The organism is Jiangella anatolica, assembly GCF_003236295.1.
Classification (GTDB): domain Bacteria; phylum Actinomycetota; class Actinomycetes; order Jiangellales; family Jiangellaceae; genus Jiangella; species Jiangella anatolica.
Genome location: NZ_POTW01000109.1, coordinates 1 through 21174, shown reverse-complemented (window position 1 = coordinate 21174; position 21174 = coordinate 1). Strand labels below are relative to the sequence as shown.

The following is a 21174-nucleotide window of genomic DNA, read 5'->3' as shown; positions in this document are numbered from 1 at the left end:
GGCACCATCTGGCCGTCACGGTCACCGTCGTCGACGGGCGGGTCGTCGCGACGCCGCAGTTCTTCGGCGCCAACCCGGCCACCGTCCCGCCCGGCTTCCCCGGCGCCGGACGGCGGACGCTGGCCGCCGAGCAGGACCTCGGCCGGGCACTGGTCACGTCGCTCCCGGCCGCCGAACGGGCCGTCGCCATCACGTCACCGGACGCACCCGACGACATCCTGACCCGCGACGACCCGGTCGCCGACGCCGGGCTGATCGCGCCCGGGCTGGCCTACGGCGACATGCCGGCCGAAGCGCGGGAGCTGCTGGAACGGCTGATCCGCCAGTACCTCGGCCGGGTGACGGCGGCCGCGGCCGAGCCAGCGTGGGCGGAGATCACCGAGGCCGGGCTGAACCGCGTCACGTTCGGCTGGGCCGGGTCGATCGAGCCCGGCCACGGCCACTACTACGCCGTCCTCGGCCCGACGTTCCTGCTGGAGTACGACAACACCCAGCACGGCGCGAACCACGTCCACTCCGTCTGGCGCGACCTGCGCCACGACTGGGGCGACGACCTGCTCGCCGCCCACCACGCGGCGCACCACTCCTAGCGAGCGAGCACGCGGGACACCAGGAAGTCGCGGACGACCTGCTGGAACCGCTCCGGCTCCTCCATCGGCGGCGAGTGCCCGGACTTCTCGAACACGACCAGCTGCGAGTCGGGGATCAGCGCCGCGATCGTCTCGCTGCACTCCACCGGCGTGATCCAGTCGCTGCGGCCCACCGTCACCAACGCCGGGCAGGTCACCGACGGCAGCCCCGGCTTGACGTCGTAGCTGTGCTGGTTGACCGCGAAGGCGTAGTTGTGGGTGGCGTAGTGGTAGTCGACGGCGTCGACGCGGGCCTGGATCGACGCCGGGTCGTACTCGTGGTCGTAGAGCGGCAGGATCGACGCCCAGCAGTCGCGGAAGTCGTCGTTGTCGCGGATGCGGCCGTCCATGATCCGGGTGAGCTTGTCCTCGTCGACCTGGATCCGCGCGGAGGCCCGGGCGTTGGCCATCGCGGCCTCCTCGTGCGAGTGATCCGGCGCGGTGTCGCGCAGCACGAGTGCCAGGACGCGGTCGGGGTGCGCGATCGTGTACTCCATCGCGAGGAAGCCGCCGTACGACCCGCCGGCCATGACCAGCGACTCCGCACCGGCCCAGGCCCGCAGCGCGTCGATGTCGGCGACCCACTGCTCGTGCGTGAACGGCGGGACGTCGCCGCTCTTGCCGCTGCCGCGGGCGTCGAAGACCAGCACCCGGAACAGGTCGGAGAGGTGGCCGAACGCGGCCGTGGGCTCCCGCCGTGAGCCGAGGCCGGGCGCGCCATGGTGCGCGATGAGCAGCGGCTTGCCGGGGTCGTCGCCGCCGAGCAGGTCGACGTCGAGCGGGTTGCCGTTGATCTCCACGATCATGAACCAGACTCCTAGGGCAGGTCGATGACGACGTCGTCGAGGTCGCGGGGGAAGGCGGTCAGCCGCTCCGGCCCGTCGTCGGTGACCAGGACGGTGTCGGAGATCCGGTAGCCGGCGTGGCCGGGCACGTAGACGCCGGGCTCGCTGGAGACGACCATGCCGGGCGCCAGCTCGGTGTCGTCGCCGTCGGACAGCCACGGCGGCTCGTGGAAGTCCAGCCCGATCCCGTGGCCCTGACGGTGCCGCAGATGCTCGCCGTAGCCGGCGTCGCGGATGACGTCGAGGCAGGCGCGGTTGACGTCCTGGCAGCGGGCGCCCGGCCGCAGCGCCTGCGTGCCGACCTCCTGCGCCCGGTGGTCCGCGGCGAAGTAGGCCCGCTGCTGCCGCGTCGGCTCGCCGAGGAAGAACGTCCGCTCGCTCTCCGCGTATCGCCCGCCGACGGCGCCGCCCAGCGACAGGATGAACGTGTCGCCGGGACGCAGCCGGTACGACGACGGCAGCCCGTGCGGGTAGGCGGAGTTGGCGCCGCCATAGACGAGTCCGCCGGTCAGCATCGGCACCACGACGACGTCGGAGTGCGTCTCGTACATCCACCGGCTGCCGGCCCGGACGACGTGGTCGGCCAGCTCGGCCTCGCTCGGCAGCTCGCCGCCGGAGACGGCCGCCTCGATCAGCTCGACGCCGGCGGCCAGCATGACGTCGCCGAGCCGGCCGGCCTGCCGGTGCAGCTCGACCTCCTCCGGCTGCTTGACCAGCCGTAGCTCGTCGACCAGCGCCGACATCCGCCACGTGACGCCGCCGAACACCGTCGCCAGCTGGGCCAGCCGGCCGGTCGACAGCGCCGGCGAGTGTCCCCAGACGCCGGCCGCCGGCACGACCGCGGCCAGCGCGGCGAACGGGCTGACTGCGCCGGGGAACTCCTCGAACGCGACCAGCTCGTCCACGACGGCGCCCTGGGCCAGCGCATGCTCGCGCTCCAGCTCCGGCACCAGCAGCGCGACCCGGTCCGGGCCGACCCAGACGACGGCGGGTCGCTCGTTCGGGTGGTGGAAGAAGCCGGTCAGGTAGGCGACGTCGTGCCAGTCGTCGACGACGACCGCGTCCAGGCCGGCGGCGTCCATGAGCGCCCGCAGCCGGGTGTGGACGTCGCGGTAGAAGGTCGCGGGCAGCCGCTGCGAGAAGGTCATCGGGCTCCGTCCTGCCGGGTTCGCGGGTTCCGGGCGTCGTTGTAGGCCAGCGCGACCAGGGTGGCGGCGACGACCAGCAGCAGGATGGCCAGCGAGGGGAAGAACGCCGTCCACCACGAGGAGCTGAGCGAGCCGGAGCGCTGGGCGTTGTAGAGAATCGTGCCCCACGACCAGCTGGACGGGTCGCCCAGCCCGAGGAACGCCAGGCCGGCCTCGCTGAGCACCGCGCGCGACGCCGTCACCACCACCGACACGGCGATCACCGGCGACACGGCCGGCAGTACGTGCCGCAGCAGCACCCAGCGGTTCGGCGCACCCATCACGTGTGCCGCGTCGACGTAGGACAGCCCGACGATCGGCAGCGCCTGCGACCGGACCACCCGGGCCACCTCGGGCCAGGAGAACACCGCGATGACGACGACCAGCGTCGTGACACTTGGCCCGGCCAGCGCCGCGACCAGGATCATCAGCGGCAGCACCGGCAGCGACAGCATCACGTCGACGAGTAGGCCGAGCACGCCGTCGACCCGCTTGAAGTACGCGCCGCCGACGCCGACCGCCACGCCGAGCACGATGGCCAGCGCGGACGCACCCAGGCCGACCATCATGCTGGTCCGGGTGCCCCACACGACCTGCGCGAAGATGTCCCGGCCCAGGTGATCGGTGCCGAACCAGTGCGCCGCCGACGGCCCGGCCAGCACGTCCTCGCCGTAGCCGCGCGGATAGTCCGCGATCAACGGCGCCGCCAGCGCGACCACCAGCAGCAGTGCCAGCAGCCCGACGGCGACCAGGCCGAGCGGGTTGCGCCGGAACGCCCGCCACGTGCGGGCGGCCGGCGTCGGGCCGGCCACCGGCTCGACCGCCGTCGTCAGCTCCTCGCTGAGCCCGCTCATGCCGCACGCACCCGCGGGTCGAGCAGGCCGTAGGCGATGTCGGTCAGCAGGTTCGCCACCACGACCGCGGCCGCGAGCAGCACGAACGCGCCCTGCAGCACCGGGAAGTCGAGCTGGCCGACCGACTCGTAGATCGCCCGTCCCACGCCGGGGTAGGCGAAGATCGTCTCGGTGAGCACGGCGCCGCCCACGAGTAGACCGAGCTGCAGGCCGACCAGCGTCGTCGTGGGCAGCAGCGCGTTGCGCAACGCGTGCTTCCACACCACCCGCCGCTCCGGCGCGCCCTTGGCCCGGGCCACCGTGCAGTACTCCTCGCCCAGCGCGTCGATGAGGTTCGTCCGCAGCGTCAGCACGTACGCGCCGATCTGCAGCACCACCAGGCTCAGGCACGGCAGCACGAGGTGGCGCGCGATGCTCGCGTATGCCTCCAGCCCGTAGACGTCGTCGTCGATCGCGCCGCCGATCGGGAACCAGCCGAGCCATAGCCCGAACGTGTACAGCAGCGCGATGCCCACCGTCGGGACGAACAGCGACTGCCCGACGACGCCGCCGACCTGGATGACGCGGTCCAGCGCGCCGCCGCGATGGGTGGCCGCCAGCACGCCCAGGGGCAACCCGATCACCAGCGTCAGCAGCAGCGCGCTGCCGGTGAGGATGAGCGTCCACGGCAGCCGTTCCAGCAGCACCTCCGAGACCGGGACGGACTGCCGGAACGACACGCCGAGATTGCCCTGCAGCAGCTCACCGAGGTACGTCACGTACTGGACCGCGAGCGGCCGGTCCAGTCCGAAGTCGGCGAGGATCTGCTGGCGCTGCGCCTCGTCCATCGTCGGGCTCGCGATGGCCAGCGCCGGGTCACCCGGCAGCAGCCGGACGACGAAGAACGTGACGCTGACCGCGAACCAGAGCGTGAGCAGGCAGCGGAGCACGCGCAGCGACGTGAAGCGGAGCAGGGCCATGAGCGCTCAGTCCGCCGCCCGGACCGACGCCAGCGACTGCGGGTTGACGACGGAGAGCAGCTCGCTGGGCTTGGGCTGGAAGCCGGTCCACTCGTTCGACGCCGCGAACGTGAACTGCTCGACGTACATGACGTTGTCGTAGACCTGCTCGGTGACGATGCGGGCGAGCTCCTGCAGCGGGCCGCGCGCGTCCTCGACCGTCAGCGCCGTCGACGCCTCGACCATCAACCGGTCGATCTCGGGGTCGTTCACGCCGGCGTAGTTGATGAAGCCGTCCGGCGCGAACAGCAGGTGGAAGTTCGACTGCGGCTCGTCGATGATCGCCCAGGACCCGGCGTAGATGTCGAAGTCGCGGTCGTTGGTGCGAGCCAGGTACGTGTTGCGCTCCAGCCCGGCCAGCGTGATGGTGATGCCGGCCTCGGCCGCCTGGTCGCGCACCAGCTCCGCCCACGAGGAGATGTTCGGGTCGCCGGCGTCGTAGATCATCTCCAGCTCCAGGTTCTCGACGCCGGCCTGGGCCAGCAGGTCGCGGGAGAGGTCCGGGTCGTACGTGTACTCCTCGGCCGTATCGTCCACCCACTGGGCGAACGTCGGGGTGAGAACGCTGGAGTTCGACGACACCGCGTTGCCGCCCAGCACGACCTCACGGATCGCCTCGTAGTCGACGGCGTGCGCGAGGGCCTGGCGCACCTCGACCTGGTCCAGCGGCGGACGGCGCATGTTGTACTGCATGTGCGCCCAGCCCAGCGACGGGACGCTGAACGTCTGCAGCTCGTCGTCGCCGGAGACGTCGCGGGCCACCGACGGCGGCAGCGCGTTGCCGATGAGGTCGATCTCGCCGGAGCGCAGCGCCAGCACCTCGGTGTTCACGTCGGGGTAGACGCGGAACACGACACGGTCCAGCGCCGGCCCGCTGTCGTCCTCGCCCAGCGGGTAGCCGTCGACCGCCTCCAGCACGTATCGCTGGCCGCGCTCGACCGTCGTCAGCACGAACGGGCCGGCCGACACCCAGTCGGAGTCGTTGGCGAAGTCGGCCACCGTCGGCGCCTGCCCGAACACGTGCTCCGGGACGATCGGCATCCAGAACCCGATGCTGTTGAGGAACGCGCCGTCGGGCCGGCTCAGGGTGAACTCGATCCGGGTGTCCGACGCGGCGACGGCGGACTCGTAGGCGCCGATCATGCCCGAGACGGTGCCCAGCTGCTCGGCCTTGATGGCGTCGATGGTGAACACGACGTCCTCGGCGGTGAGCGGCTCGCCGTCGGACCACTGCATGTCGTCGCGGAGCTCGATCCAGGCGCTCAGGCCGTCCTCGCCGTAGCCCCACTCCGTCGCCAGCGCCGGCACCTTCGTGCCCTCGTCGTCGATGGTCATCATCGCGGGGTACATCAGGTTCGTGACCCAGCTGTCGGTACGGCTGTTGCCGACCAGCGGGTTGAAGTTGACGACGTCGGCGGTGGTGCCGATGGACAGCTCGCCGCCGCCGTCGCCGCCCTCGCTCGCGTCGCCGGACGCGCCGTCCGACGACTCGTCGGGCTCGGACGGCACGCAGGCCGCCAGAGCGAGAACCAGCGCCGCGCCCAGCGCGACGCGCCGGCCGAAGCCGCGCGAAGTGCTCATCTCTCCCAGACCTCCTCGATGACACGCATGGCGTTGCCGCCGATGACGGCGCGGATCTCGTCGTCGGAGTAGTCGTGCGTGACCAGCCAGCCGACGATGTTCCAGAAGCACTCGGCCGGGTTCTCCAGGCCGTCGACGTACTCGACCTCCTCGTACTCCACCGCGCCGTGGGCCTCGCCCAGCGACAGGTGGCCGGAGAAGAGGTGGTGCAGCCCGACGTGGTCGCCGAAGAGCGTGTCCGGCCCGAAGCCGACGTGCTCGATGCCGACCAGGTCGACGCAGTAGACGAAGTGGTCCATCACCGACTCCAGGCTGTGCCGCGGGTGCTGCGGCGACAGCGTCGTGTGCGGCGCGGCCTCCAGGCCGATGACCCCGCCCCGCTCCGCACAGGCCCGGATGACCTCGTCCGTCTTCATCCGGTTGGTCGGCCAGACGGCGCGCGCGCCGGCGTGGGTGATGATGATCGGCTTGGTGGAGTGCTCGATCGCCTCCAGCGAGGTGATGTCGCCGGAGTGCGAGACGTCGACGACGATGCCCAGCTTGTTCATCCGCTCGACGGCCTTGCGCCCGAACGCGGTGAGCCCGCCGTCGCGGCGCTCCTTCAGCCCGCTGCCGAGCGTGTTGGCCTCGCTGTAGGCGATGCCGAGCTGGCGCACCCCGAAGCCGTACAGGATGTCGATGCGGTCCAGCTCGTTCTCGATCGGGGTGGACGCCTCCAGCCCGGCGATGAGCGCGATGCGGCCGGTCTCGTGCGCCGTGCGGATGTCGGCCAGCGTCTCGGCCTTGATCACGTAGTCCTGGTGCGCGAGGTCGGAGAAGCGCATGCCGAGGTCGGCGATGATGTCGGTCCACTTCCAGCCGGCGTGGCTGGTGACGCAGGCCGTGCCGTCCATGAAGTTGTCGATCACCGCGGTGAGGCCGGACCGGGCCAGCCCTTCGTAGCCGGTGCGGTGCCGCCCGTGCCGGTTGTAGTCGATGGTCTCGGTGATGTCGTCGGGGAACGCCGTCGGATGCTCGTGGGTGGAGACGACGATGCTGTCGGCCAGCAGCCGCCGCACCCGCTCGCGCTGGGCGTCGGAAAGGTCGAGTCCCTGGTAGGCCGGCACCCGGCCCAGTTCGGGCGCCAGATCGAACGCCTTGTAGTCCACGCCTTCGCGCAGATAGCTGTACGAGCGATACCCGTCGTAGCGCTTGGCCGGTTCGAGCACGGCAGACCTCCCGGAATCCTTCATGAACGTCCCCGACGATGACAGATCTCGTCATTTGAAGCAAGTGTTGCGACGGAGTTCTGCGTTACGTTCAGGTTGCACGATGGATTTCGGCGGGCCGACCGGTACCATAGCCGCCATGACGGACGAGACCGTGCTCGACGACCTCGACCGGCGCATCGTCGCCGCGCTGCAGACACACGGCCGCGCGACGTGGCAGCAGGTCGGGCGCGCCGCCGGCACGTCGGACACGACCGCCGCCCGGCGCGCGCAGCGGCTGTTCGCGTCCGGCCTGGTGCGCGTCGTGGCGTCGACCGACCCGTTGCGCAGCGTCGGCGGGTACCCCGTCCTCATCCAGGTCACCTGCCGGGTCGGGCAGGCGCCGCGGGTCGCCGCCGAGCTCGCCGCGCGTCCCGACGTGCGCTTCGCCGCGCTCATCACCGGCACGTTCGACCTCATCGTCGAGCTGATCGTGCCCTCGCAACGGGCGCTGGCCCGGGTCCTGTTCGAGGAGATCGAGCAGGTCGACGGCATCCTCTCCACCGTCACCGAGACGGTGATCGCCCAGCACAAGGTCGCGAACGTATGGGCGCACGGCACGCTGGCGCCGGAGGCCGTCGCGACGCTGGAGGCCGAGCGCGGCACCGTCGAGCAGCGCGACCCCAAGCCGCTCGACGAGCGCGACAACGCCCTCGTCGGCCTGCTGGCCGAGGACGCCCGGCTCAGCTTCGCCGAGCTGGCCGTCCGCCTGGACATGAGCGAGTCGATGGTGAAGCGCCGGCTCGACACGCTGACCCGCGACGGCCGGGTCCGCTACACGACGATCGTCCGGCCGGAGCTGCTCGGCTACGGCGTCGAGGTGTTCTACTGGCTCGCCGTCGACCTGCGCCACCTGGACCAGACCACGAAGGCGCTGGCCGAGCGCCCGGAGGTGCGCTACCTCTCCTCCACCGCCGGCTACAGCGACCTGACCTGCGAGGTCGTCCTCCGCCACCAGGACGACCTGCTGGCGTTCAACACGCGCGTGCTCGGCGAGCTGCCCGGCATCCGCCGGGTCGAGATCGGCCTGGAGCTGATCACCGTCAAGCGTGCCTTCACCCTCGTCGAAGGAGGCGACCTGTGACCACACCCGCGCTGGCCATCCACCGGCTCGGCGTCGAGTTCCGCACCGGCGACGGCACGACGACCGCCGCCCGCGACGTCAGCATCGAGGTCCGGCCCGGCGAGATCCTCGCGCTCGTGGGCGAGTCCGGCTCCGGCAAGAGCGTCAGCGCCCTCTCCGTGCTCGGGCTGCTGCCGCCCAGCGCCGTGCGCACCGGGCGCATCGAGGTCAGCGGCCGCGACGTCACCACGCCCGACGGGCCGACGCTGCGGCGGCTGCGCGGCCAGGACGTCGCGATGGTGTTCCAGGACCCGATGACCGCGCTCAACCCCGTCTTCACCGTCGGCGCCCAGATCGTCGAGGCGCTGCGGCTGCACACCGACCTCAGCCGGCGGGCCGCCCGGGCGCGCGCCGTCGAGCTGCTGACGATGGTCGGGCTGCCCGACCCGGAGCAGCGGTACGGCTACTACCCGCACCAGCTCTCCGGCGGGCAGCGGCAGCGGGCGATGATCGCGATGGCGATCTCGTGCGACCCGGCCGTGCTCATCGCCGACGAGCCGACGACCGCGCTCGACGTCACCGTCCAGGCCGAGATCCTGGCGCTGCTGCGCAGCCTGCGCGACCGGCTGGACTCGGCGATCCTCATCATCACGCACGACATGGGCGTCGTGGCCGACATCGCCGACCGCGTCGTCGTCATGCGGGCCGGCGAGATCGTCGAGGAGGCGCCGGTCGAGCAGCTGTTCGCGCGGCCGGCCCAGCCGTACACGCGCGAGCTGCTGGCGGCGGTGCCGCACCTGGGGCGGCAGGAGGTCCGGCCGCCCGCCGCGCCTGTTGCGCACGACGGAGCCGCCGCGCTGGAGCTGCACGACGTCGTCGTCGAGTACCCGGGCGGGCTCGGCCGCCCCGCCTTCCGCGCCGTCGACGGCGTCACGCTCACCGTTCCGCGCGGGCAGGTGCTCGGCCTGGTCGGCGAGTCCGGGTCGGGCAAGTCGACGATCGGCCGCTGCGTCGTCGGGCTGCTGCGCGCCGCGTCCGGCCGCGTCGTCGTCGACGGCCAGGACGTCACTCGCGCGTCGCGAGGGGAGCTGCGCGCGCTGCGCCGAACCGTCGGCATGGTCTTCCAGGACCCCGCGTCGTCGCTGAACCCCCGGTACCCGATCGGCGACAGCATCGGCGAGCCGCTGCGCCTGGACGGCCGCCCACGCGCCGAGGTCAGCCGCCGCGTCACCGAGCTCCTCGAACGGGTCGAGCTGCCGGCGGCCTGGCGCAACCGCTACCCGCACGAGCTCTCCGGCGGCCAGCGGCAGCGGGTCGGCATCGCCCGCGCGGTCGCGCTGGAGCCCGTCCTGCTGGTCGCCGACGAGCCGACCAGCGCACTGGACGTGTCGGTGCAGGCGCGGGTGCTGGAGCTGCTGCTGGACCTGCAGTCGCGGCTGGGCTTCTCGTGCCTGTTCATCAGCCACGACCTGGCGGTCGTCGAGCTCCTGGCCGACCGGATCGCCGTCATGCACCGCGGCCGCATCGTCGAGCAGGGCGCCAGCGCCGACGTCCTCGCTGCACCGGGCGACGACTACACTCGGCGGCTGCTCGCCGCCGCGCCCGTCCCCGACCCCGTCGAGCAGCGCCGGCGGCGCGAGCAGCGCACGGCTCTTCGTCCGGGATAGTCAACGCCGGATCTGCGCGGATCTGGCCGCACGGGACCCAAGATGCTGACGAAACTGGCACCGCGCGCTATGGTGTGTTTACACCCCCGGTCGGCTTCGGCTGCCGGTTAGAAGGCTCCGCTTCGGCGGGGCCTTCGGAATTTCTGGCCCACTTCACGGGTCGGCGAATCGTGCCCTGGGCGTCGTCCAGCTCATCGGGAAGCTGGCAAGCGTCCAGATCTGCGGGCGTGATCTGGCGGTGCCAGATCGGCCCGGTCTGCTTCAGTTCGTTGCTGGATCGCTTCGGCTCCATCGGCGACAGCAGGCCGACGTCCCGGCCGAGTTCTTCCTTGACCAAGCGCATCGGCATGACGAGATCAGAGTCGTTCGTGCACACCACGAAGACGTCAGCCTCGCCCTTCATCGCATCGATCAGGAGCCTGCTGGCCAACGCGACGTCGGAACCCTTCTCCTCGGTCTTCTTCACCCGCACGCGCATGGGCACGCCCGCGGCGTCCAACTCAGTCGGATGCAGCGGCATGATCCGGGGATCGATCCGGAACTTACCCAGGTAGACCTGCGTGCGAGGCGAGGTCGCGAGGGCCCGCAGGTAGGCCTGCTGACGCTGCGGCGAACTGGAGTCCTTCCCAGGAAGTGCTTTGATGATCGCGGTGAAGTACGACACCGAGGTGACGTGGTAGTCCGACAGCACCCGATCGGCGAGCGCCTCCAAGTCCAGCCACTTGTGCTCTGGGTGGCGCTCCAGCAACCGCCGATAGAGGTTGAAGCCGTCGATGTAGACCGATGCGGTCGGCTTCGAGTCGGCGTCTTCCATGGGCAGCACCTTCACCTCGCCGTTGAGGCGGGCCGATCGACTCGGCCTCAGACCTACGAGGTCACGCAGGACCTTTGGAGCCGCCTGTCGGAATCGAACCGACGACCTATTCATTACGAGTGAATCGCTCTACCGACTGAGCTAAGGCGGCGCGTGCCCGGCGAACCGGGCACGGTGCACGAGTATAGGGCGTGGAGGTCCCCGGAACCCAATCGAGGGGTCAGAGGGCGTCGGTGGTGATGGGGGCGCCGAGAGCGGACCCGGCCACGTACTGGTCCCAGCCCAGGTTCCAGTCAGCCATGCCGGGGTCGCCGCGGTCGACGAGGTCCTCGGGGCCGCGGGTGGAGTTGGCGACGGTGACGATGTCGCCGTACTGGGCCTGGGCGAAGAACGCGGCGCCGTTGGCCTGGCTGAGGTTGATGCAGCCGTGCGACACGTTCTCCGAGCCCTGCGACCCCTCGGACCAGGACGCCGAGTGGACGAACGTGCCGCTCCAGGTGAGGCGGACGGAGTTGGGCACCTCGAGGTCGTAGTAGTCCGGGCTGGCCGGGTCGCAGGTGATGTTCGCGTTGCACGACGTCATCTGCCGCGTCTCGAACTTCTCCAGCACGATGTAGGTGCCGTTGCGGGTGGCGAACTCCGGCGCGCCGAGGCTGGTGTCCCAGGTGGCCGTGGTGGTGCCGTCGACGCTGATCGACATGGTGTGGGTGGCGGCGTCGACGGTGGCGATCTGGGCCTTGCCGACGGTGAAGTCGAGGTCGTAGGAGCGGCCGCCCCAGAGGTCGTCGCCGGCCTGGACGCCGTTGAGGTCGAGATTGAGCCTGACCTGGGTGCCGGCCGGCCAGTACGCCTCGGGCCGGAAGTGCACCTCCTGCCCGCTGACCCAGTGCCACGCCCCCTCGACCTGCGGGTTCGACGCGATGTGCAGGGCCTGCTCGACGTTCTCGCGCTCGGTGACCTCCTGGTCGAACCGGACGGTGACCGGCGCGCCGACGCCGACGACGGAGCCGTCGGCGGGCTGCATGCTCAGCGTGAGCCGGTTGCCGTCGGGCACGGCGCCGACGGCGAACGAGTCGGTCAGCGTGTGCTCCAGGCCGAGCCGGTCCGAGGCCACGACGGTGACGGCGTACGAGCCGCCGGGGTCCAGCGGCGCCGCGCTCTGCCAGCTGCCGCCGTCGTCGGCGACCTGGCCCTCGACCGGCTCGCCGCCCTCGGGCGTCACCTCGACGGAGTCGATCTGGCCGTTCGTGACGGAGAACTGCAGCGGCTCGCCGAACGCGACCTCGTCGGCGATGCCGTCGAGCCGCACCGGCACCCGCTGCGACTTGGGGCCTTCCGGCTGGGCGGTGGCGTCGTCGTCGGAGCCTCCGCACGAGGTCAGCAGCACGGCCGCGCTCACGACGAGCACGACCTGCCGTACAGCGAGGCGAAGGCGCATCTCTCCATTATCCGCATACTTCGCCGCGATTCACGCCGCGCAGCTCGTTCCCTCGTCCGGCACCGTCCCGGCCAGCAGGTACGCGTCGACGGCGGCGTCGATGCAGTCGCTGCCGGCGAGGTAGGCCGTGTGCACGGTGGAGTCGTAGCTGAGCAGCACGCCGGACGAGAGCTGGTCGGCCAGCGACTGCGCCCACTCGTACGGCGTGGCCGGGTCGCCGGTGGTGCCGACGACGAGGATCGGGTCGGCGCCCGGCGCGGTCACCGGCGGATGCGGCTCCGGCTCGCCGGTGGGCGTCGCCGTCGGGTCGTCGGTGGGCCCGTCGCCGGCCTCGGCCAGCCCGTCGGCCAGCGCCGAGCAGCCCAGCCCGCCCCAGGCGAGGAACGGCCCGAACACCTGCGACACGTCGGTGAACGCCGCCAGCCCGGCCTGCGCCTCCGCGGCGGTCGCCGACTCCGGGTGGTCCATGCAGTTGACGATGCTGATGACCTCGTTGGCGTTGCCGTTGTAGGTGCCGTCGCTGTTGCGCTCCAGGTAGAGGTCGGCGAACGTCAGCAGCAGCGTGCCGTCGTCCTCGGTGAGCGCGAGGTCGAGCGCCTCGTTCAGCGGCTCGTAGCCCTCGTCGGCGGTGAGGTAGAGCGGCAGGATGATGCCGTAGAACGCCAGCGCCTCGGTCAGCGGCCGGTTCTCGTCGTCGGTGACCAGCGGCTCCGCGTCGGCCTGCCGCAGCAGCCCGGCGAGGGTGTCGCGGGCCTCGTCCTCCGACGAGCCGAGCGCGCAGTTGTCCTGGTCGAAGCACCAGGTGAGGAACGCCGAGAGGGCCCGTTCGAAGCCGCGTGCCTGACCCAGCCCGAGGTCGTCGCCGGACAGCGTCGGGTCGATCGCGCCGTCGAGGACCAGCCGGCCGACGCGGTCGGGGAACTGGTCGGCGTAGAGCGCGCCGATGAACGTCCCGTACGACTTGCCCAGGTAATTGAGCTTCTCGTCGCCCAGCGCCGCGCGCAGCACGTCGAGGTCGCGGGCGACGTCGGCGGTGCCGACGTGCGGGACCAGCTCGCCGGAGCGGGCCGCGCAGCCGGCGGCGAGCTCCTGGATCGACTCCTCCATGTCGGCGATCTCGGCCTCGTCATCGGGCGTCGGGTCGGCGGCGAGGTAGTCGTCGAGCTCGGCGTCGTCGACGCAGTCGATCGGGGTCGAGCCGGCGACGCCGCGCGGGTCGAAGCCGACGATGTCGTAGCGCTCACGCACCTGCCCGGTGACGACGGAGCCGGCCAGCTGCGCGTACTCGACCCCTGAGGCGCCCGGACCGCCCGGGTTGACCAGCAGCGATCCCAGCCGGTCCTCGCCCGTCGCCGGGGACCGGAGCAGCGCCAGCTCCAGCGTGTCGCCGCCGGGGTCGGCATAGTCGACCGGGACGGTCGCCGTCGAGCACTGGAACCCCTCGCCGCAGTCGCTCCACTCCAGTTCCTGCGTGTAGAACCGCGCGAGCTCGGGCTCGATGCCCACGGTGGCGTCGGCGGCCGGCGTCGACCGGTCCGGGACGTCGGGGCGCTGGTTGTTGTCGCGCTCCGGCTCGGCCGAACAACCCGCGGCGGCCACGACGGCGGCGAGCGCCAGCCCAGCCAGGGCACGCAGTCTCACAGGTTCTCTCCGTCGTCCTCGTACGCGTCGTCCTCGATGTCGGGCGTGCGCCGTGCCCCGGCGGCGACCGCACCCTCGTAGGCCTGCCGCGAGCCGCACACGCTGGCCTTCGGGCAGGCGACCCGGCGCCCGGTCTCGCGGTCGCGGACGTACACCGTCTCGGCCGGCACGTTGTAGGCCACGACGGTGCCCTGGACGCCGTCGTCGGTGGTGACGTCGCAGCCCACGGTCGGCACGCTGCGCTTGAAGTCCTGGTAGAGCGGGTGCTCGTACTTGAGGCAGCACATCAGCCGCCCGCACGCCCCGGAGATCTTCAACGGGTTCAGCGGCAGGTCCTGGTCCTTCGCCATCCGCACGCTGACCGGCTCGAAGTCGGTGAGGAACGTCGAGCAGCAGGTGTCGCGGCCGCACGGACCGATGCCGCCCTGCACGCGAGCCTCGTCGCGGGCGCCGAGCTGACGCAGGTCGATGCGGGCCCGCAGGGTGCGGGCGAGGTCGCGCACCAGCTCGCGGAAGTCGACCCGGTGCGGCGCGCTGAAGTAGATGGTGACCAGCTGGTCGACATCCTCGCGGGTGTCCACGTAGTCGACGCCGACGATCTTCATCGGCAGCTCGTGGTGCTTGATCAGCCGGCGGGCGGCCACCCGGATCTCGGCCCGGCGGCGGCGGTTGCGCTCCTCGCGCTGCAGGTGCTTCTCCGTCGCGAGGCCCTCGCACACGGGCAGGCCGCCGATGTCCTCGCTGACCCACTGCGGCGCCCAGACGCACTCGGCGACCTCCGGCCCGTCGTCCGTGGGGACGAGAACCTTGTCGCCGACGCGCGGGGTGTGCTCACCCGGGTCGAGGTAGTAGAGCCTCCCGTACCGGGTGAAGGCCACTGCCATCACCATGCCCACGCGACCACCCTAAGCGGTCCCGGCCCACATGCGGGACCGCCCGGCGCCGAAGCGCCGGACGGCCCGTGCTACGAAGAGTGCGTCAGGGGCCGAGGTAGACCTGGAGGACCTCCGGGACCTTGCGGAAGATGGGGCTGTCGATCTGGTGGTAGGCCGAGATCGACTGCGTGCTGCCGCCGCCGTCGAGCTGCATCTCGTACTGCGAGCCGAAGAACTTCAGCATCTGCCGGGCGTCGGCGAGCTTGTAGGAATGCACCGTCGTGAGGATGTAGACCCGGGACCCGGCCACGTTCACCGCAGCGTTGACCCCGACCATCGTCCGCCGCTTGGTCTCATTGGGATCACCCGAGATGTTGACGGCGGGGTGGAAGCCCATGGTCCCGCTGAAGCCGGCGGTGCAGCCGCGCCCGATGACGTTGCAAGCCCAGTGCCCGTTCACGTTGGCAGCCGTGTAGACCGGCCCGAAGTCGCGCAGCTTCACCGACTGGACAGGGATGTTGTAGGTCGGCCCCAACGTCAGGCTCACCTTCGCGTTCGTCAGGTCGGAGCCGCCATTGAGGGCGAACCCGTAGGTGTTGACGGTTCCGGACGTGAACTCGGGCAGGCTGAGCGCCGTCGTTGGATTCGTCGTGTCTTTGAAGTAAGCCGTGTTGGTCGTACTGAAGAGGGTCGAGTGTGCCCAGATGGCGTGCCACTCCTCCGCCGTGTGCTTCTGGAACTGCGTCTGGGGTAGGGGCGCGTCAAAGCACCCGTTATCACAGATGTGTTCCGACCTGAGCTGCACTCTGGCGCCGTCGGCGAGGTCGACGACCTGCATGACCGCGGCCAGCTGAGCTATGCCACCGACGTTGTCCATTCCCCAGCAGACCGTCACCCCCCGGTCGGAGTACTGCTCGATCCAGTGCTCGATCCCCGAGACGGGCGGCTGGGTGGGAGCGGGACACGACTGCTCGGCGGACGCGGGTTGCGCCGCGCCGAAGTTGACGACTGTGACGAGCCCGGCGGCGAGCGCGACCGCCGAGCCGATCCGGGCGAGCCGGCCGGCTAATCGCCGGCCGATCATGCTTCTCGAAGACATGGCTTCCTCCTCGATCGGTGGGAAGGAACAAGCCGAGGTCAGGGCAGGTGGCGGCCTTCTATCCGGCGTTGAGAAGTCGGCACCGATGACCGTCGGCACTTGGTAGCCCTGCGGCTGGGCCCTAGCCGTAGGCGCCGCGATCATGTTATTGACTTACCGATCTCGGTGTCAATACGAAAGAAAGCAACAAGCGGCGGGTTTCAGACCTCCGCGAGACGGCGCAGCGCCTCGGCCCGGACACCGTCGACGGCGTGGGGCGCGGCCAGCGGTTCCAGCACGTCGGCCAGCGCCCGGGCGGCCGCGACGACGGCGGCCGGATCGGCGGCGACCGGCAGCGTCGCGGCCAGCCCGGCCGGCGCCGGGAGCTCGGCGTTCTGCACGCTGACCGCGCCGAACGCCGGATAGTCGACGCCCAGCTCGGCGGCGTGCAGCCGCCAGACGAACGTGCGCACCTCGTGCAGCGACTCGATCGCCCGCCACACCCGCCCGCGCCCGGCGTGCTTGGCGACGTCGGCCAGGCCCCACCAGCCGAGGAACGCCCACTCGCGGCGCTGCCCGTCGCCGGCGCGCAGGGCGGACGGCGCGAAGGACTCGGCCAGCCGGCCGGACCGGTCGAACACGGCCTGTGACCCCGGCGCCAGCCCGGGCCGCGCGCCGGCCGGCATGACGACGAGGCTGAGCTGACGGCCGTCGGCGTACTGCAGGACCAGGTGGTCGGCCGGCTGCTCCGTGCTGCCGAGGTGCTGGACCAGCTCGCCGGCGACGACGGCGTACCCGCGGGCCGCCGCGAGCGCGGCGTCGCGGCGTTCCTCGTACCTCGCGCCGTCGAGCAGCACGCCCAGCCCGGCGTCGACGTCGGACAGCTCGTCGCCGGCGTCGCGGCCGAGCGATCCGCCCAGCTCGACCCAGTCGCACCACGGCGTGCGCCGCGCCCACGCCGTCAGCGCTTCGACGATGTCCCAGGGACCGGCCACGTCAGCCCTCCCGCAGGGCCAGCGCCATCGCCTCCAGCTGCAGCAGCGGCAGCGCGTTGGCCTGCAGCGCCTCGCGGGCGGCGACGACGGCCTCCATGCGCCGCAGCGTGGCCGCGGGGCTGCCGGTGCGGGCCAGCCGGTCGATGGACGGGCGCATCTCCTCGTTGACCAACTCGGTGCGCACGCCCATCTGCAGCATCATCACGTCGCGGTAGAGCGCCAGCACGTCGACCAGCGCGCGGTCGATGGAGTCGCGCTGGACCCGGGTGCGGCGCAGCTTCTGCTCGCGCTCCAGTTCCTTCACCGCGGCCTCCATGTTGCGCGGCTTGCGTCCGGTGGTGCCGGCGCCGAGCGCCTTGCGCAGCTCCTCGACCTCGCGCTCGTCCAGCGCGTCGCAGTGCTTCTCGGCGTCGGCCCGCGCGGCCTCGACGAGGTTGGCGGCGGCGTCGAGGCACTGCCGGATGTCGGCGAGGTCGAACGGCAGCCGCAGCACCTCGGCCCGGCGGGCGCGGACCTCGGCGTCGGTGGCCAGCGCGCGGGCCCGGCCCACGTGACCCTGCGACGCGCGGGCGGCGAACTCGGCCAGCTCCTGCTCGACCCCGGCGGTGGCGACGAGGTGCTGGGCGACGTCGGCGTACGGCGGCGTGCGCAGGTTCACCACCCGGCAGCGCGACCGGATGGTCGGCACGATGTCCTCGGCCGTCGGCGCGCACAGCATCCACACCGTGCGCTCCGGCGGCTCCTCGACCGACAGCAGCAGCGCGTCGGCGGCGTCCTCGCCGAGCCGGTCGGCGTCCTCGACGACCACCACCTGCCAGCGGCCGCGGGCCGGGCGCAGGGCCGCCCGCGGCACCAGCTCGCGGACCTGGGCGATGCGGATGTTCAGGCCCTGCGTGACCAGCGACGCGACGTCGGGATGGGTGCCGGCGCGCACGTCGGCGCACTCGGAGCACTGACCGCAGCCGCCGTTGGGGCACTGGAGCGCGGCGGCGAACGCCCTGGCGACGACGGACCGGCCGGACCCCGGCGGGCCGGTGAACAGCCAGGCGTGCGTCATCGCGCCGCGCCGGCCGCCCTGCAGGTACCCGGCGGCGTCGGCGACGGTGCGCCGCAGCGCGGGCACCACGCTCTGCCCGACGACGGCGTCCCAGACGGTCATGTACGCACCATCTTCTCCACGGCGACGACGATGTCCGCGGCGATCTCCGCGGCCGGCCGCGCGGCGTCGACGACGAGATAGCGCTCCGGCGCGGCCGCGGCCAGGTCGAGGAACGCGCGCCGGACCCGCTCGTGCAGGTGGTCGGGCTCGCGCTCGATGCGGTCGACGTAGCCCTGCCGGCGCACGCGCTCGGCCCGGGCCGCCTCGTCGAGGTCGAGCACGACGGTGAGGTCGGGCAGCAGGCCCTGGGTGGCGAACCGGGAGATCGCGTCGATCTGCTCGCGGCCCAGCCCGCGGCCCTCGCCCTGGTAGGCGATCGAGGAGTCGACGTAGCGGTCGACCAGCACGACGGCGCCGCGCTCCAGCGCCGGGCGGATCACGTGGGCGACGTGGTCGGCGCGGTCGGCGGCGAACAGCAGCGCCTCGGCGCGGGAGTCGAGGTCGCCGCCGTCGAGCACGATGGCCCGCACCTGCGGACCGATGCGGGAGTCGCCCGGCTCGCGGGTGACGACGACGTCGCGGCCGCGGGCGCGCAGGTGCTCGGCCAGCAGCGCCTGCTGGGTGGTCTTGCCGACGCCGTCGCCGCCCTCGAAGGCGACGAACAGCCCTCGCGGTCCGGTCACGTCGTCAGCCTAGTGAATGACACCGACAACGCGGGCCTACGCCCCAAGACCGGGGACCGCCCTGCCACCGTCCCTGAGCTGGACCCTGAGAGATCCCTGAGTTCGGTTCCACACCATTGCACCAGCTCCGGTAGGAACCCAGGGTGGAGTCCATGGACCTCCTGTCGTTCGTGGCCGTGCCGGCGCTCGCCTACCTCGTCATGGCCGCCCTGGTGGCCGTCGACGCGGTCGTGCCGGCCATCCCCGGCGAGGTGGCGGTCATCTCCTCCGGCGCGCTCGCCGCCGCCGGACACCTGAACGTCGCCTGGGCGATCGTCGCCGCGACGCTCGGCGCGCTGGCGGGCGACCTCGCCGTCCACGGCATGAGCCGCAAGGCCCTGCCCGGCGCGCTCGAGCGGTACCGCCTCGGCCGCCGGCTCAAGACCCGGATCACCGAGGCGCACGAGCGCATGGGCTCCACCAGCGCGGCGGCGATCATCGCGGCCCGGTTCATCCCGCTGGGCCGCACGACGATGTCAGCGGCGGCGGGCGTGGCGGGGATCCCGCCGCGCCGGTTCGCCGTCATCGCGTTCGCCGCCGGGCTGATCTGGTCCAGCTGGGCCGTCGGACTGGGCTACGTCACCGGCTCGGTCACCGACGCGCCGCTGTGGCTGCAGGTCGCGATCGGGGCGGCCGTCGGCGTGCTGGTGGGCGTGTGGGCCGGCGCCGCGCACACCATCGTCCGGACCCGGCGCCGGATGACCGAGCGGGCCCGCGCCGCCGAGGCCGCCGAGGTGGACGAGCCGTCCCCGTCACGGCCGGTCGAGCTGGTCGCCTGACGTCACTCGCCCGGACGGGGCAGCCGCTCGCGCATCGCGCCCGGCCGCTGCCGCTGCTCGCCCGGCGCCGGCGGGGCCCAGTCGTCCGGCGCGTCGACCCACCCGGCGAAGAGCACCAGGCCGCTGTCGCGGTGCACGGCGAGGAACCCGAACGGGCGGTCGTAGCCGACGGCGATCGCCCGGGCGTTGTGCACCGGCATCGACACCGCCCGCAGCCCGATCGCCGTGACCGCGGCCGCCTCGAAGCCGACCGCGCTGAAGATCGCGACGGCGGCCTGCTTGGCCTGGTCGACGCGCAGCGGCACCGGGCCGATCGCCGGGAAGTGGCCGCGGTCGGGCCGGCTGACCGTCCGCAGCCCGAACACGTCGGCATGGCGGAGCAGGTCGTGCTGCGAGCGGACCGTGAACCGGGCGGTCTTCAGCACCAGGCCGGGGCGCTGGGCGGACACTGTCGTGACGCCGGGCCACGGGTCGACGTCGCCGGACTCCAGCAGCGCCGCCCCGCCGGTGACCCCGGCGTCGCCGGCCAGCAACGGTACCGCCGCCGCGAGCAGCTCGCCGGACGCCGCGTCCGGCGCGCCGAGCACGAGGTGCACGTCGAGCCCGTTGTCGCCGGACACCCGGGTCAGCGTCACCGGTCCGGCGTCGGTGTCGGCGACGCGCAGGTCGTCGGCGTCGGGTGTGGTGCGCTGCAGCCCGGCCAGCCGCCGGCCGGCCCAGGCGCCCTCGGTGACCCGCCACGACTCGTCGGAGAACGTGCGCTGCCAGGTGGTGCGCAGCGCGAGCGCCGTCGCCAGCGTCAGCATCAGCTCGGGGCCGGCCTGGACCGGGAACCGCTCGATCAGCCCGTGCGTGCGCTCGCGCGCCCATGCGTCGAGCACCGGCTGGTCGACGCCGGAGTCGCCGGTCAGCTCGCCGAACGTGCCGGCCGGCAGCGTGTCGCGCCACTCCGGCCGGACCTGCGCCGCCTGCTGCGCCCACAGCCCGAGCGCGGCGTCGACGCCGTCGAGGTCGGCCAGCGCCTTCAGCACGTCGCGGGCGGCGTCCATGGACTCGTCGGCGGACAGCCCGACGGCGCCGGCCAGCTCGGCGCGCCCGGGCCCGTCGGCCGAGGACGCCAGGACGGCGAGCAGCGGCCACAGCCCGGCGCCGGACAGCACGCCGGCGCCGTCGGTGCGGCGCAGCCAGGCGGCGGTGAGCTGGTTGACCTCGGTCGCGTACAGGCTCATGCGACCCACACTAGGCGACCAGCCAGGCCACACCACCGGTAATCAGCAGGGCGCCGAGCGCCGTCACGACGGTGACGCCCTCGCGGATCCGCAGCAGCACCACGCTCACCGGGATCACGACCATCGGCAGCGCCGACGAGATCGCCACCGCCACCGCGACGTCGATGTGCGCCGCCGAGCCGATCACGCTCATCTGGCCGCCGATGGTCAGCCCGCCGGTGAGCGTCCACCAGGCGATGCCGCGCCGGTCCGCGCGCCGGACCCGTTCCACGAAGCCGCGCGGCGAGACGTGGAACACCAGGTAGGCCAGGGTCCCGGCGATCGCGCCGAGCAGGCCGCCGGCGATCGGCTCGGTCCAGTCCGCGACGGCGGCGCCGCGCAGCACGTTGCCCAGCCCGTACGACGCGGTCGCGACGATCGCCGGCGCCAGCAG

Annotated in this window: 19 protein-coding genes, 1 tRNA gene and 1 pseudogene; 4 read left to right on the top strand and 17 right to left on the bottom strand. The window is 72.3% G+C overall.

Annotated features, from left to right (window positions below; genetic code table 11):
- Window positions 1-590, top strand: a 590-nt coding sequence (locus C1I92_RS28745) for a DUF3500 domain-containing protein (RefSeq protein ID WP_146605321.1), incomplete at its 5' end; no start/stop codon positions are given.
- Here C1I92_RS28745 and C1I92_RS28740 read toward each other — a convergent pair.
- From C1I92_RS28740 to C1I92_RS28715, 6 genes are read right to left on the bottom strand one after another with little or no spacing between them, the layout of a single operon-like run.
- Window positions 587-1435 carry an alpha/beta fold hydrolase gene (locus C1I92_RS28740; protein ID WP_111258065.1) on the bottom strand — a complete coding sequence of 283 codons (849 nt, stop codon included), beginning with the start codon at window positions 1433-1435 and terminating at the stop codon, window positions 587-589. The two genes, C1I92_RS28745 and C1I92_RS28740, sit on opposite strands and share 4 nt — an antisense overlap.
- A gap of 11 nt (window positions 1436-1446) precedes the next feature.
- Window positions 1447-2622 carry a M24 family metallopeptidase gene (locus C1I92_RS28735; RefSeq protein WP_111258064.1) on the bottom strand — a complete coding sequence of 392 codons (1176 nt, stop codon included), beginning with the start codon at window positions 2620-2622 and terminating at the stop codon, window positions 1447-1449.
- The gene (locus tag C1I92_RS28730) at window positions 2619-3515 is read right to left on the bottom strand and encodes an ABC transporter permease (protein WP_111258063.1); all 897 of its coding nucleotides are present in this window, start codon (window positions 3513-3515) and stop codon (window positions 2619-2621) included. Before C1I92_RS28730 ends, C1I92_RS28735 begins: the two co-directional genes overlap by 4 nt.
- Window positions 3512-4474, bottom strand: a complete 963-nt coding sequence (locus C1I92_RS28725) for an ABC transporter permease (protein ID WP_111258062.1) — start codon at window positions 4472-4474, stop codon at window positions 3512-3514. The genes C1I92_RS28730 and C1I92_RS28725 overlap by 4 nt, the downstream gene beginning before the upstream one ends.
- Window positions 4475-4480: 6 nt before the next feature.
- Window positions 4481-6094 (bottom strand): ABC transporter substrate-binding protein, encoded by a 1614-nt coding sequence (locus tag C1I92_RS28720; protein WP_111258061.1) that lies wholly within the window; start codon window positions 6092-6094, stop codon window positions 4481-4483.
- Window positions 6091-7302 (bottom strand): dipeptidase, encoded by a 1212-nt coding sequence (locus tag C1I92_RS28715; protein ID WP_111258060.1) that lies wholly within the window; start codon window positions 7300-7302, stop codon window positions 6091-6093. The genes C1I92_RS28720 and C1I92_RS28715 overlap by 4 nt, the downstream gene beginning before the upstream one ends.
- Before the next feature lie 139 nt (window positions 7303-7441).
- Between C1I92_RS28715 and C1I92_RS28710 the strand changes: the two genes are divergently transcribed.
- Both C1I92_RS28710 and C1I92_RS28705 read left to right on the top strand, forming a co-directional pair.
- Complete coding sequence (locus C1I92_RS28710; protein ID WP_158564317.1) at window positions 7442-8425, top strand: Lrp/AsnC family transcriptional regulator; 984 nt, start codon at window positions 7442-7444, stop codon at window positions 8423-8425.
- A complete protein-coding gene (locus C1I92_RS28705; protein WP_111258058.1) occupies window positions 8422-10071 on the top strand; it encodes an ABC transporter ATP-binding protein in 1650 nt (549 codons plus the stop codon). Before C1I92_RS28710 ends, C1I92_RS28705 begins: the two co-directional genes overlap by 4 nt.
- Window positions 10072-10138: 67 nt before the next feature.
- Here the strand turns inward: C1I92_RS28705 and C1I92_RS28700 are convergent, their stop codons facing one another.
- From C1I92_RS28700 to tmk, 9 genes are all read right to left on the bottom strand, one after another.
- Window positions 10139-10885 (bottom strand): NYN domain-containing protein, encoded by a 747-nt coding sequence (locus C1I92_RS28700; protein WP_158564316.1) that lies wholly within the window; start codon window positions 10883-10885, stop codon window positions 10139-10141.
- A gap of 75 nt (window positions 10886-10960) precedes the next feature.
- Window positions 10961-11036 (bottom strand) — tRNA-Thr (locus C1I92_RS28695).
- A 69-nt stretch (window positions 11037-11105) separates the two neighbouring features.
- A complete protein-coding gene (locus C1I92_RS28690) occupies window positions 11106-12323 on the bottom strand; it encodes a L,D-transpeptidase (RefSeq protein WP_111258056.1) in 1218 nt (405 codons plus the stop codon).
- Between the two features lie 30 nt (window positions 12324-12353).
- A complete protein-coding gene (locus tag C1I92_RS28685) occupies window positions 12354-13964 on the bottom strand; it encodes an alpha/beta hydrolase (protein ID WP_199521691.1) in 1611 nt (536 codons plus the stop codon).
- Entirely contained in the window at window positions 13961-14854 is an 894-nt protein-coding gene (locus C1I92_RS28680; RefSeq protein ID WP_111258055.1) for a PSP1 domain-containing protein, read from the bottom strand. Before C1I92_RS28680 ends, C1I92_RS28685 begins: the two co-directional genes overlap by 4 nt.
- Before the next feature lie 88 nt (window positions 14855-14942).
- Window positions 14943-15938 carry a hypothetical protein gene (locus C1I92_RS28675; RefSeq protein WP_111258054.1) on the bottom strand — a complete coding sequence of 332 codons (996 nt, stop codon included), beginning with the start codon at window positions 15936-15938 and terminating at the stop codon, window positions 14943-14945.
- A 200-nt stretch (window positions 15939-16138) separates the two neighbouring features.
- The gene (locus C1I92_RS28670; RefSeq protein ID WP_111258053.1) at window positions 16139-16912 is read right to left on the bottom strand and encodes a hypothetical protein; all 774 of its coding nucleotides are present in this window, start codon (window positions 16910-16912) and stop codon (window positions 16139-16141) included.
- 1 nt (window position 16913) lies between these two features.
- Window positions 16914-18071 (bottom strand): DNA polymerase III subunit delta', encoded by a 1158-nt coding sequence (locus C1I92_RS28665; protein WP_111258052.1) that lies wholly within the window; start codon window positions 18069-18071, stop codon window positions 16914-16916.
- Window positions 18068-18694, bottom strand: a complete 627-nt coding sequence (gene tmk / locus C1I92_RS28660) for a dTMP kinase (protein WP_111258051.1) — start codon at window positions 18692-18694, stop codon at window positions 18068-18070. Before tmk ends, C1I92_RS28665 begins: the two co-directional genes overlap by 4 nt.
- A 152-nt stretch (window positions 18695-18846) precedes the next feature.
- Between tmk and C1I92_RS28655 the strand changes: the two genes are divergently transcribed.
- Window positions 18847-19512 (top strand): DedA family protein, encoded by a 666-nt coding sequence (locus C1I92_RS28655; RefSeq protein WP_111258050.1) that lies wholly within the window; start codon window positions 18847-18849, stop codon window positions 19510-19512.
- A 2-nt stretch (window positions 19513-19514) separates the two neighbouring features.
- On the opposite strand, the gene C1I92_RS28650 is transcribed toward C1I92_RS28655, so the two are convergent.
- On the bottom strand, window positions 19515-20741 hold the full coding sequence (locus C1I92_RS28650) for a serpin family protein (protein WP_111258049.1): 1227 nt from the start codon (window positions 20739-20741) through the stop codon (window positions 19515-19517).
- 10 nt (window positions 20742-20751) lie between these two features.
- A pseudogene (locus tag C1I92_RS28645) lies at window positions 20752-21174 on the bottom strand (EamA family transporter); the annotation flags it as partial.